Source organism: Pseudoalteromonas sp. Bsw20308, assembly GCF_000310105.2.
Lineage (GTDB): Bacteria > Pseudomonadota > Gammaproteobacteria > Enterobacterales > Alteromonadaceae > Pseudoalteromonas > Pseudoalteromonas fuliginea.
Genome location: NZ_CP013139.1, coordinates 91,961 through 104,945, shown reverse-complemented (window position 1 = coordinate 104,945; position 12,985 = coordinate 91,961). Strand labels below are relative to the sequence as shown.

15 protein-coding genes are annotated in these 12,985 nt (G+C 36.3%); 1 reads left to right on the top strand and 14 read right to left on the bottom strand.

The window, feature by feature from the left end; all coding sequences use genetic code 11:
• Positions 1-67: 67 nt before the first annotated feature.
• The 5 genes from D172_RS17725 to D172_RS17705 all read right to left on the bottom strand — a co-directional run bounded on the left by D172_RS17725 (position 68) and on the right by D172_RS17705 (position 4,666).
• A complete protein-coding gene (locus D172_RS17725; protein ID WP_007377509.1) occupies positions 68-1,036 on the bottom strand; it encodes an IS30 family transposase in 969 nt (322 codons plus the stop codon).
• A 124-nt stretch (positions 1,037-1,160) separates the two neighbouring features.
• Positions 1,161-2,699, bottom strand: coding sequence for an EAL domain-containing protein (locus tag D172_RS17720; RefSeq protein ID WP_007377066.1), 1,539 nt, complete (start codon positions 2,697-2,699; stop codon positions 1,161-1,163).
• 88 nt (positions 2,700-2,787) lie between these two features.
• The gene (locus tag D172_RS17715) at positions 2,788-3,411 is read right to left on the bottom strand and encodes an SGNH/GDSL hydrolase family protein (protein WP_007377067.1); all 624 of its coding nucleotides are present in this window, start codon (positions 3,409-3,411) and stop codon (positions 2,788-2,790) included.
• Positions 3,411-3,920 carry a DsrE family protein gene (locus D172_RS17710; RefSeq protein WP_007377068.1) on the bottom strand — a complete coding sequence of 170 codons (510 nt, stop codon included), beginning with the start codon at positions 3,918-3,920 and terminating at the stop codon, positions 3,411-3,413. Before D172_RS17710 ends, D172_RS17715 begins: the two co-directional genes overlap by 1 nt.
• 272 nt (positions 3,921-4,192) lie before the next feature.
• Entirely contained in the window at positions 4,193-4,666 is a 474-nt protein-coding gene (locus tag D172_RS17705; RefSeq protein ID WP_007377069.1) for a flavodoxin family protein, read from the bottom strand.
• A gap of 74 nt (positions 4,667-4,740) precedes the next feature.
• On the opposite strand from D172_RS17705, the gene soxR reads away from it, so the two are divergent.
• Positions 4,741-5,223 (top strand): redox-sensitive transcriptional activator SoxR, encoded by a 483-nt coding sequence (soxR, locus tag D172_RS17700; protein WP_007377070.1) that lies wholly within the window; start codon positions 4,741-4,743, stop codon positions 5,221-5,223.
• A 544-nt stretch (positions 5,224-5,767) separates the two neighbouring features.
• Here soxR and D172_RS17695 read toward each other — a convergent pair.
• From D172_RS17695 to D172_RS21885, 9 genes are all read right to left on the bottom strand, one after another.
• Positions 5,768-6,934, bottom strand: a complete 1,167-nt coding sequence (locus tag D172_RS17695) for a lipase family protein (protein ID WP_007377071.1) — start codon at positions 6,932-6,934, stop codon at positions 5,768-5,770.
• A 27-nt stretch (positions 6,935-6,961) separates the two neighbouring features.
• Complete coding sequence (locus D172_RS17690) at positions 6,962-7,480, bottom strand: DUF6795 domain-containing protein (RefSeq protein ID WP_007377072.1); 519 nt, start codon at positions 7,478-7,480, stop codon at positions 6,962-6,964.
• Positions 7,481-7,801: 321 nt separating this feature from the next.
• On the bottom strand, positions 7,802-8,068 hold the full coding sequence (locus D172_RS17685; protein ID WP_007377073.1) for a hypothetical protein: 267 nt from the start codon (positions 8,066-8,068) through the stop codon (positions 7,802-7,804).
• A 60-nt stretch (positions 8,069-8,128) separates the two neighbouring features.
• Positions 8,129-8,713, bottom strand: coding sequence for a hypothetical protein (locus D172_RS17680; protein ID WP_007377074.1), 585 nt, complete (start codon positions 8,711-8,713; stop codon positions 8,129-8,131).
• Between the two features lie 4 nt (positions 8,714-8,717).
• Positions 8,718-9,476, bottom strand: coding sequence for a ChaN family lipoprotein (locus tag D172_RS17675; protein ID WP_007377075.1), 759 nt, complete (start codon positions 9,474-9,476; stop codon positions 8,718-8,720).
• 257 nt (positions 9,477-9,733) lie between these two features.
• Positions 9,734-10,312 carry a hypothetical protein gene (locus D172_RS17670; protein ID WP_007377076.1) on the bottom strand — a complete coding sequence of 193 codons (579 nt, stop codon included), beginning with the start codon at positions 10,310-10,312 and terminating at the stop codon, positions 9,734-9,736.
• Positions 10,306-11,079, bottom strand: coding sequence for a ChaN family lipoprotein (locus D172_RS17665; RefSeq protein WP_007377077.1), 774 nt, complete (start codon positions 11,077-11,079; stop codon positions 10,306-10,308). The genes D172_RS17670 and D172_RS17665 overlap by 7 nt, the downstream gene beginning before the upstream one ends.
• Before the next feature lie 3 nt (positions 11,080-11,082).
• Positions 11,083-12,216 (bottom strand): PoNe immunity protein domain-containing protein, encoded by a 1,134-nt coding sequence (locus D172_RS17655; protein WP_007377078.1) that lies wholly within the window; start codon positions 12,214-12,216, stop codon positions 11,083-11,085.
• Positions 12,217-12,226: 10 nt separating this feature from the next.
• A complete protein-coding gene (locus tag D172_RS21885; protein WP_007377079.1) occupies positions 12,227-12,985 on the bottom strand; it encodes a PoNe immunity protein domain-containing protein in 759 nt (252 codons plus the stop codon).

Below are 12,985 nucleotides of genomic sequence, written 5' to 3'. Positions count from 1 at the left end.
CTAACATTTTAGTTTTATAATAACGTTTGTTTATATGTCGCGGATTCAAATCTGAAGTGCATAACGTTTAGGCGGCTTTAGCCGCCAAATGATCTTGCATCAATTTTGCAGGCGTTTCAAATCCAAGTGTCTTTCTCGGACGATTATTAAGTTGCTCAAGTACTGGTATAACTTGCGCTGGTGTTACCGCCTTAAAATCTGTGCTCTTCGGCCAATACTGGCGTAGTAATCCATTCGTGTTTTCATTCAATCCGCGCTCCCATGAGTGATAAGGGTGAGCAAAATAAACAGGAACACTTAATGCCTTTGTGATTTGCTCATGATAAGCGAACTCTTTTCCATTGTCAGCCGTGATGGTATGAAGCGCTGACCTATATGGCCTTAATAGTTCTATCGTCGCCGCAGTGACGGCTTGTGCTGTTTTGCCTGCCACCTGAGTTGATACAGTGAATTGGGTGACCCGCTCTACAATGGTAACAAGGGCGCCTCGATGGCCTTTACCTATGACGGTATCTATTTCCCAATCTCCGATACGGCCTTTCTCATCAACTATTTGTGGACGTTCTTCAATGCTAACGCGATTTTTTATTTGCCCTCGGTTTGTCTTACCATGACTGCGCTTGTGATATTTCTTACCGTGTCGGCGCAGATGTAGGTATAACTCACCACCTGCTTTTTTATCTTCCCAGATATATAGATAAATGCATTCATGACTGACAGATTGTTTATTTTCCTTGCGCAACCATCCCGTTATTTGTTCAGGACTCCACTTCTCATTAAGCTTCTGGGTAATTAAAGCCATCATTTCAAGTGTCATCTTAAGTGGTTTTCTTGCACTTCTTCGGCGAGACAAAGCCCGCTCATGAGCTTGTTTGTATCTGTAACCTCGCTTGCCTGTATTTCTAGCAAGCTCTCTTGAAATCGTAGATTGCGATAAATTAGTTAGCTCAGCAATACTTTGTTGCGTAAAACCGCTTTTCTTTAGAACAGCGATCTGGCATCTTTGCTCATAGGTCAGTTGTTTGTAATGTCTCATTGTAAAATCTCTTGCCGGAGAAAAAGCAGTTAGCTTATGAGCAACTGACCACTTAATCTAGTCAAAACAAGTTATGCACTTACAATTTGAATCTAGGTGTTTTAAAAATTACAAATATCTAAATTTAAACACTCTGTTTTGCCATATATTCATGAAACTTATTAACCTTCATTGGTCGGCCGTACTTCCAACCTTGCCCGTAATGCACTCCCGCAGTTTTTAAGATAGCTTCTTGCTCACTAGTTTCAATGCCCTCTGCAACACAGGTATAATTAAACTTTGTCACAAGCTCCATAATGTTCGGGATCATAGAAGCCTTTAGACCCTCAGTTGCTATATCTTGCACAAATGTACGGTCTATTTTTAACTGATGAAAGCTCAAATTTTGTAAATTTTTTAAATTAGAATAACCCGTACCAAAATCGTCTAATGACAAGTTAAAACCCGATTTAACCAACGCTCTAAAATGCGCATGAGCAATACTGGTATCAAGGTATTCATCTTCGGTAATTTCAAGGCAAATAATAAATCGAGAATTAGTAAGTTCAGAAACTTGCGTTAAAGATGATACATTTCCTTGCTCTACATCACATGGAAATATATTAAGCGATACTTTAAAACCCTCAGGTAAAATATCAATAGCTGTAAGTTCCTTGAGCACCTTTGCAATCATTGCTTCAGTGAATTTCCAAGTTAAATTATTTTTTCTGAGTAACGGAATAAACTGATCTGGGTAGAGTGTTCCATATTTATCTTTAAAACGAGCAAGTACTTCACAACCTATTACTGTGCCTGTTTGCAAACAAATAATAGGTTGGTAGGTCCAATAAAAAGAGTTTTTGTTTAAACCTAAACGAATACGATTAAATGTAGAACGACGATCGGCAATCAGATTATCAACAAGTAATGCACTCGATACTCCAGCCAAGCAGGTTAAAATGAGGGATATAATTAGTAAAAAGTGATTTTTAGCAAAAAATTTATTCCAAGGCATATGAAGTGCAACGCAGTAATTGCTATTTTGTTCACTGCATATCAGCTGCCTTTCATAAGGAAGATAAACATTATTGACTAACGTATCGTAAACACCACTTTGCCCTGCCAAATGATTAATAGAACGCTTATGTTTATAAACAACCTCCCACATGAGTGAGCTAATTACGTCATCATTGAATACTTTAGTATCTATTATTAGGTTGTAGTCACCTTGACGCACTATAATAACTTCCATAGGGCGGTCACTAAACAACAATAAATACAATTGAGGTTCAAAGCGTACTCGAATATTTTCATCTACAATAATATAATCTGGGCTTTTATCATTAATAACTTTATCTAACAACCCAGCTCCTGTAGTACATACAAGCTGATCGTTCTTAAAAAAACCTATATCTATTACATATTTTGCATCAAATAAAGCACGACGCATCTCAAGCAACGTTGCTTGGTCACATTGTTTAAAACCGAGGTTATTTAATGGAGTAAGAATTCTGCGCCGTTCTTGTAATGCGGTATCGATATGCTTAACTAGGTGTGTAGCGTCTTCACTTATTGTAGCTGCTAGCTTTTGGCCTGCAAAATAAAGTAGTATCAAGCTCCCTGTCACAAAAACCAAGATGCCAGTTAGCAGTGCTATTATTGATTTCTTATGGCCTTTTTTCATCGTATCCTTACTAATATAGTGTGTGCTTTAAATACACATTTTATAAATACATAATGACTTAAAAAATAAATAAATGGCTTAACCAAGTTTACTTTTTCACAACATCGTAAAGCGCTTTGGCTATTACTTGATGCTGATTTTCACAAATATGAATTCCATCTTCTATTGATACGTGCACTAAAGATTGAAGATCAATAAATATAATTTTTTTATTTTGTGCAATATTTTTGAATTGCTCTTTTAGCGCAACGTTTTTGCACTCCGCACCTTCATAAATATGCTTGTAAGGGCCTCTACAACGTACAAAGGCCGGGCTCAAAATAATTATTTTTGGCTTTTCATCATGTTGATTATTTAAACTATAAAAATCACAAATATCATTAATTAAATTATTTAGCCCCAGAGCAATGCATTCTGGAGCTAAATTAAAACGCTTTTTCAGATCGTTTGTCCCAAGTGCAATAATAATTACATCGAGAGCATACTCTTCCAAATAAGGTTTTAAATAACTAACACCCGAAAGTGAACCGTTATACGGCGGATGGTTTACTAAGGTACGATTGGGTTGCCCTGCTTCAATAATATTAAAGCCTGACCCTAATTTTGTGGCTAATTGTGATGTCCAGCGAATACTTTCGTCAAAACGCCCTCCTGTAACGGGGTTTAAACCCCAAGTATTAGAGTCGCCAAAGCATAAAATGTTTTTTATCATTAAAATGGATTCAACGTATAGCCTTGCTGTTGTAGTTGGGCATGAGCAGTCATCGCAGAAAGTGACATTTTAACGCCTGGAATAAGCTGTTCAGGAGTAACTTTAAAATGTGTAGCTGACTGACCACACACAAAAACCTGTGTATTATTTACGAGTAATTGTTCAATTAAGTACCGGTTTTTATTATCAATATTAAACCGCTTTTTATATTCGCTATTAGCTAACACGTCAACACTTGCGCTACCGTGCACAACTAAAGCGAGTTTTATATTTTCAGGCTTTACACCATGCGCTACATGCATGTTAATAAAACGCGCTAACGAGTTTATTGAATTATTTTGCGCGCCCTCTTTAGCGCCATCAGCAACATCAAAAGCTATTCTAAACGAGGTAGAAGCACTAATTGGCTCGTGTTTTGGTACATTATAGAAGCTGCCAAACCCTTTGATCGGGAGTTCATTAGCTTGTGAAAGCGGACTAATAAGTAAAAGTAATAGTAAGTATTTCATAAATCCTGTGTTTTTAAGTAATCAAGCCTATTTAATATACTACCAAAAGCAGGGCGTGTTGATCTTTTTGGATGAAGTTCGTTCAAATTAAAGACTGTTTAATTACGATGCAAAACTTGTAATCAATAAATGAAAGAAGTGCAACACCTTCGCTCTGCTCGAACAGCGTTTATGGGATGTTATTTCTATAAAGGAGTAATAACACGCAGCCGCTATATTGCCTGCGTGTTAACATCTAAAAATAAACACCCCGTCGAGGAATAGGTTGTTTATTATGCTGCCGATTGCGTATTTTTATGGCTATGGCTTACAAAGCGCATACCTAAATAACCAAAGGTTTGCTTAAACATCTGTACAAAGGCATCAGGGGCTTCAAAAGAAGAGGCATTTGATAGCAACGAGAACTCTTTTGTACGTAACGCGCGTAACTTAGGCTTTAAGTTTTCGTCGTCCATGTAATCTGTGATCCGATCGATAAACGATTTCATTTGTACCGTGGTGTTATACCAATACACGGGGGATGCAAAAATCCAATGTTCATAATCGAGTAACGACTCAAAAACAGTATAAAAATCATCATTTTTATAGTTCTTACTATAGCAGTATGGCGGTATTTTATAGTCATCAAGACAAATAACGCGAATATCATTTTGCTCTGCATAACTATTAGCATGTGCTGATGTATTTCCTTCTCTACGTGCACTTGAATAAATTATTACTGAATTTTTTTTAATTTTATATTGCATTTAACTCTCTCCTTTTTTATGTTGGTAGCAGCTTAAAACCTCAACCATTATTGAGGTCAATATATGGATTTAAAATGAGCACAGAACAAAAAAAATTAACAGAAGCTAACCTAACCGTCGGCTATGTGGCAAAAAGAAGTGGTGTAAAAGTATCAACCCTACATTTTTACGAAACTAAGTATTTAATAAGAAGCTGGCGAAATAGTGGTAATCAGCGTCGATATAAACCCGATGTACTTCGCCGTGTAGCGGTTATAAAAGCAGCGCAAACAATGGGAATTACGCTAGAGGAAATTAAAAACACGCTAGCCACACTGCCAGACAACAGAACCCCGACCAAGCAAGACTGGTCAGCGCTTTCTAAGCATTGGCAAGCACAGCTCGACGATCGCATTGCTTATATGCAGCGTTTACGTGACAAAGTAGATGGCTGTATTGGTTGTGGCTGTTTATCACTTAAAAACTGCCCTATTTACAATAAGGATGATCATTTAGGAGAGCAACAAAGTGGTGCTGTATTGTTAGATAAAGTTGATAATACCAATTCTCCTAATTAAGTGATCTATTTTGAGGTAAAAAAATCGTGTCGATAACAAGACAGAAATTTTTAACGCAGTTAGCGTCAGATTTAATCCCTCAAATTGATTAAGTATTTTTGCGGGTTGGTATAGCAAAAGTAAGAACGTTTGAAATTATTTGTCAGTGCTTTAAACCACTAGGGCTATTTAATCGCACCGCGAGGCTTGTAACCGAGTGAGCTCGGTAACTGCTCATGCGTTACTTATTCTTACATCGATGGAAGAATAAGTAAAAATAGAGCAAAGTTTCCGCGTCCTGTTCACGCCCTTGCCTGCATTTATATAAGCAAATACCCCTAGGACGAACCCAAAGGGAAACGCATGCTTGGCATTTATATTACTTTATCACCTATTTGTGGGAAATAACCACATTGCATAGGCTCTGCCTTGTCTAAAAATAAAACATACTGGTGTAAATTGAACTCCAAAAGATAAACAAGCCTAGAGAGTAGTAACTAACCTGAACCCTGGATAATAAATCAATCTCGAGCAGCTATTTTCAGCGTTAACTAAATTATCTCTTTTAACCTAAACCATTTAAGCCATCTCTAGCAGCTCGGTATAAAGCACCTAACGTAGAATCAAACACCCATTTAATAAAGCTGTAAGTAAGCTCTACAGCTTTATTAATAACTTTACCGGCAAACACTAACATATGCCCTAATAAGCCTAGCGTTTGTACTGCAAATGATGCAGACGCCTTTGCTATTTTATCGATAGTACGAGCAAGCATATCGTAAAACGTTAATCCGGTTCCAATAGCTGCTTGTGCAGCGACAGCGCTGTAATAGCCCGCATCTTTTAACAAGGTGATTAATGCCGCACTTAATTTATCAGACCAATGCGCATTAAATGAAGCTTGGTTTCTATCTTCAAACTTTAAACGCACTGGTGTGCTTAGAAAATGATTAGCTTTTACGGTTAAGTTATTCCAATCACTGCTGTTTGCCGTATTAATATAACCAGGCGTTCCGTCCAACTTATGAGCAGCACCTTTAAGGCCTTGCCCATTATCTAAACGGATTTCTTGCCCATTATACGGTGCATGTGAAAATGGCCATAAAGGGACTTTAGCAACTGGATCAGCGCCATGGGTACAACGGTAAATTTTATCAATTCTCGATGTCGCTGCCCTTGAAAAACCTTCAAGCCCTACTCGCGGTGAGCCAAATGTATACAGCTTTACTGGTAATGAATATTCCGCTTTGATCCAATCAGCGGATAACGTAGCTAAAGCACCACCTAAACTATGGCCAACAACATGAACACCACCCGTCATTTTATTCTTAATATTAGCAGTGATAAACTCTTGTAGCTTAGGCTTCATAGTATAAAATGTTTTATTAAACCCCGCATGCACCATACTACCGTTTGAACCACCGCTTAAACCAAAATGAGCATCAGTTATGCCATCACGTATTGTATCGGTCCCTCTAATAGCAATTACAGACTCCCCTTTAAAAGCCCCCGTTCCGTGACCAACTAGGCCAAAACCAGAACTTAATCCAAATAGGTGCGAAATAAAGCCGCCTGACACACCTTGTACTGAACTAGGACTTACAGAAAAGTCGAACTTTCCACGTAAAGCCGGAGATAAAGAGTTATTAATTAGATCCGTACTTTTGATATCTTTGGCATCATAAGCAAGTAACGCGAGTTGTACCGCTTGTGCAGGTGTTAATGTATTCATGCTAAATCCTTTTAAATTGTTTATAAACTAAATTTTACAGGCTGTATAAACTGTAAAAACGTGTTCTTTATCTTCAACAACCGGTATATCGTAAGTTTGAGGCTCTTTTGCAATGTCGCACACTAGATTATTTAAATACTCATTCAAAGTTTTACTCTGCTTATGTAAACCAATTCTGGCAAACCATAAAACAATATCTTTCGAGTTATCTTTTTTTATGTAGATGTGCTGAATTAGAGACCCATTATCGAACATATTCGCTGGCTTCGAGGTTTTAATAACTCGCTCAGGAAAAGAAAAATTACCATTTTCGTCTGACGTCGTTTCATCTAAATACTCATCACCAAAAGTGAATGACTTAAATATGGTAATATTCGCAAGTGGTTTACCATCATTTAGCAGTTGACCACTAATCGGAACTGATAAAGTAAAATCCTGCTTTTTTGAAAAGCCAAACATATCTGCAAAAGCCTGTGTTGTAGTAAAAAAAATAACGGTAATAGACACTACTACCAGTAAAGAAATCTTTAAACGTGATAATAACAAAGCAAACTATCTCCCAAGTTTTAGCTATACATTACGTAATATATATTTCTATTTAATTACACTCTTTAAGTGCTTTTTATTTTAAATAACAAGCGATAATCAAACTTATTAAAACTAAAAACTCTAATAAAATACAATTATACTGCATGCATTTGGAACAAAAAACAACCAGTTTATTTTTTATCCGTACTGCGCTATACATCAGAGCAAAATCGTAGATTTAACTCTGATTTAAAAGTATGTTTTTATACTGTTTAATGAATGAATATACCGACCTATAACAACCATTGATTTAAGTACTCAACGTTAAAAAATAAGTCGTTAACGGTTTATTTTTTGAAAGTAAGTTTTAAGTTTTAATAACCCAGATTCAAGTTCAAACTTTTGTATTTTAGGATTTTTAAACTTTAAGCCGTTTGAAATATGGGTATTAATCATCGTCGCCATACCTTCAAATCCATCTGGCGCTGTAGCCACTAAATCAATAAGTAAAGGCTGAATAAGCGGTCGATGCTCTTCTATTAAAGTGGGGATCTCGTATATATCGTAAACGAGGTTGGTTAGTGTGTTCTGTTTTTTTTGTTCCATGTAATTTCTATAGCGCTTTAAATTAAAGCGTTAATAGCTCCTTTATATTTCAGTTTTCATTTAATGATTCATTTTTAATTGAGCTTTCTCTTTTGCTAACTGCAATAGACTAACAGCTTGCTCTTTGTCATAAGCTAAAGCGCTGTGTTCAATAACATATTGCGCATGCTCTTTCACTGCAAGCCAATTATGCTGCGATTTATATAAACTTGCTAACTCAAAATGCGCCGATGTAACTAATGAATTTGGCAATTCTGCATCTAATGCTAAAAATTCTTTGTGAAGGGAAATTGCATTATTAATATCTTGCCCCACAAACATGCCACTTCCATATAACCAAGCCAACGTTGAATAAGCTTCTATCTCTTTTGCCGCAACCCGCTTTCTGGCTTCCTTTAATAATCGAGTTCCATCTCCAGTGTGAAGGCTTAATGTAATCAATGCCTTCCAGTATCCCATTGAATAAGCTTTTTCACACCACTCCTCAAGATACTCAGGCGCGTTAATTAAGCTTTTATGGCACTGCTGTGCGGCGGTTGTTACAGTTAAATCTGGGTCATTTATATCTATAGAATTATCCCACCGAGGACCTGCGGCATAAATGGAAGGCGCCATTATAATCAACAATAATAATATTTTGGTCATATCATCATTTCCTTAACATAGCTTTTTCAGGAATATGCACTGTATAAGAAGGTAGTGGTGAAGGTATATATGTTCCTTTTCTGTAAAAATAAGTTTCTCTTAGTGGTTTTTCGGCATCAGCTTCCCCCTTACAAACTCCATTGTCATTACAGGTAACTCCACCTATGTACTCTATGATACTAATACGACTAACTTTTAAATTTAGCATAATAGAGTCAATTCCAATATGCTTGTTGCCAGCATGAAACGCATGATACCTATGCATAAATGTAACAATTCGAGAGCCTTTTTCTAATTTTAAGCTTTTACTTAAAATATCTGCCCACATATGGTTTCGTTCAATATGAGAGTCAGTACATGAACCGGTGTCTGCTTGCTCCCAATTACAACGCCCATCAATTTCATCCATCATTTCAATAGGCATATCTAAAGGAATAATTTTCATTCCAAGAGAATTAGCCGCTTTTACTAACTCTCCATATCCTGTACTTGAAGCATTAGTCCAATTCCATTTTGATTTAAAGTGTTGCTTGATTACATCAAACCCCTTGCCTGTAAGCTGATAAAAATCTATTTTTTCTTTTATTTTTACAGGTAGCATTTCCATTGCAAAATGAGTAAAGCCCGCAGCTTTGAGTTGTTTAAGAGCCTTTATAGCTTCATATTTATATGAGACAGGGCTATGACTTGACTCTGCAATAATTACCAAACGAGCATTACCGGCCATTGTTCTGTAATTTACATCCATGTTTATTTTATTCACTGTATTTCCTTATTTTTTAAAACTTAGTCGGTTAATTAAACCCATACTCTATATTTAAATATCTGCTAACTACGAGCAGTTAAGCTAGTTCAAGGTTTATCCGAGCCCTGTAAAGTAAACTTAATAGCCAATACCAATATATGATGAAACTTTTATAGCATTTATAACCCCCGCCAAAATTAGGACGGGTATCACTGTGATTTGTTATTGTTGTTCCATATAACTTCTATAACGCTTTAATATTTAGGTGAATATATTTAAAATTTAATTTTTTTTCTGGCTTGCTTTTGTAAGTCTTTTGCAACTGCTATGCGGCCCTCTCTGTCGGCATTATCTATGACATATTGTGTATGGGTTATTACTTTTTCCCACATACCCAGCTTTTCATATATTGTTGCCAATTCATAATGGGTAGAAGCTTTAAGAAAGATTACTTGGTTGCTCTCTTGGGACAAGTAAAGTTCATATAAGCGTGCTGCTTCTCTTATATCTTTATTAACAAAGCGACCACTTTGGTATAGCCAAGCTAATGTATTAATAGCATTAGCTTCGCCTTGATTCATTCGCGTATTTAATTCATCTAAATAACGAGAACCATCCCCAGTATACATACTAATATAATACAAGGACTCCCAGTGACCCATTACATAAGCTTTTTCACACCAAAGTAATAATTTATCAGGGGCGTGAATATAACTTTTTGCACATTGCTTTGCAGCCGTATCTAATGTCAAACTTGAGTCATCAATATCTATATCTGGAAACATAGATGCTTTAGCATCTACAAAACTCAATAAAGATAATGCGAACACAAACGAAGTTAATCCTTTTACCATTGGAAAGATCCATCACTATTTATACGTTTTTCGGGTAAGTGTACTTGGAAAGATTTAACTGTATTTTCATATGGGAAGCCATCTTTGTAAAAATATTTATCTTTTAAGGCCTCCTTTTGGCTAGACACGCCCTCACAGCGCCTATCACTGTAACAAGATAAACCACCAATAAAATCTATAAAGCGAACATTTTGAATACCATGTTCTTTAATTAATGAATCAACTCCTATTTGGTACTTTAAATTCTTAACCGCGTGCCATCGACTCATAAAAGCAACAACCTTATTTTGCTTAGAACTCTTAAGGATTCTAGCTAAATTATAAGCCCAAAGAGCGTTTCTGAATGTATGTGCATCAAAACATTTTCCAGTAAGAGCTTTAGCTGGTGGACATACACTATCCATTACCTCCATAGTTTCAATATAAACATCTAACGCTACAATTTTTAATCCAAAATCACGTGAAGCCTTTACAAGTTCACCATACGCATATGGTGTTAAATAACCATGGGTCCAATACTTATCAAAAAACTGCTGTATGGTATCAAAGCCCTTGCCTGTTCTTTGATAAAACTCTATTTTCTCCTGCATTGAACGCGGGAGCATTTCCATAGCAAAATGTGTAAAACCGGCTGATTTTAACTGCTTAATAGCCTTTATAGCCTCATATTTGTATCCAGCAGTGCTATGGCTTGATTCACCAAGCATCACTAAGCGCGCATTACCGGCCATTGTTTTATAATTTACATCCGTGTTTATTTTATTCATTACCTATCCTTGTTTTTCATTTAAATTTTCAAAACACCATTTATAAAACTCAATAGCGTCATTATTTTCAGAGCTGTAGGGCGCAACTGCATATTCATAGCTCATTGCAAATAAAAGCTCTTGTGCAGTGAAATTACACACTTCTCTTTTTGAATAACATTCCTTAACTCCACGCCATAATTGCATTGCGCGACTTACGTAGTCCTCACCCCACTTTTCTTTAAATTGCTTGCTGGGGTTGTTTTTTAACGTAAATGAAGCAACCTCTTGAAGTGTTAATCTATTAATATCAGGTAAGTCTTCCAGTAAGTCATTAAGCTTATTTCCAGTTTTCAATGGAATCACTTCATTCTGAATTAAATCAAACGCAACCATTGGGTGTTGTTCCAACCTTTTCTTTGGTATATTTAGTAGGTTAGCTACAAGTGCATGCTCTAGACCCCAATAACCAATATAATAATCTGTATACTCAAATTCCAAGTCACATTTATGATTATCATGCCAATCGGCTGCTTCCAGTCCGTCATACCAATTTATCATGAACCGATTAAGTAATTTAACCTGCTCATTTTTAGACGCTTCGAATGCATCACTTAAAGGTTTGTATACTTCTGGATAATATAACTTAGTAGAAACAGGGCGGTTTACATCGCCTAAATCTAGTGCAATATAGTCAAGTAATTTATCTTTACCTCTTTCACCAACTATATTTAATGCATCATTAATATGTGATTGTTCGACGTCACATGCTTTCAGTAAAGACAGCCACCATAAAGTATAAATATAACGATTTATATTCTCAGAACCACACGCAGCCCCAGCTTCACCTAGTTGTTCAAAAGCATAACGGTATGGTTGGTGAGCAGCAGGCAATTTATCAGCATGTATAGTGAGTTGCTGCCGAAATGGCAGTATAGCAAGTACATATGGCTTAAGGATTTCTAAAGAAATCCCATAAGAATAAAGCGTTACAGCACGCATAATTGATAGCTGAAATAATCGTAAAGAAATGTCCACTTTACTACTTGGGGTAGAAAAATTACCAGCGTCTAGGGCTTCTTGAGTCTCAGTTAATGCCTCTTCAAAATCAATAACTAATTCTTCAAAATAAGCTTTATTCTTTCGGGTATCTCGCATCGTCACTTCTCTAATTATTTGAGTTATCTTGCCAATGTACTAAATCTTTTGGGTAGTATTCATGATCGATAAAACTGCTATCGTCAATATCATAAAGCTTAACGACTAAAGCGGCTTCCCAACACCAGTAGCCTATATATGCATCAGTATCCATTAAATGGTAATCTGGGCTTCCTTCTAGCTTATACCAAGCCTCTAAATAAGCCTTTACTAAGTTAGGACGTTGTTCTGGCTCACTTTCAATAACTTTATAAAGCTTGCTAAACCGCTTTTTAAAAAGTAATTCTTTGGATACTTCGCGTTCAACATCCCCCAGTTCATCTGCAATACTATCAAATAATGAATCAAGACCTTGATTACCAATTAAAGACAACATATTCAGGTAATACTCTTTTCCCATACCTAGGCAGTAAGCAAAACTTAGCCATTTTAAGAAGTCTTCTAAATAGTCTTCACGTATTTCCTCCCAACCTACACGCTCAGCCTGCTCTCTATCAGGCAAGTCATCAGCATAGTTCTTTTGCCATTGGCGGTATTCTAGCGTTTTTAGAAGATCTGGTTTTAAAGATGATAAATCATCACCACGTGAATACTTTTGATGTAATAAGTACAGGGAGTCACTGACTAGCCTAAATGCACCTTTCATTTTGACTTCAATTGAATCAGTATCATCAAATTTGACTTCCTCAACATCTTCTTCAATACATTCTTTTTTAAACGCTATACGTTCATCATAATATGCTTTATCTTTTAAGGTATCTCGTAACAT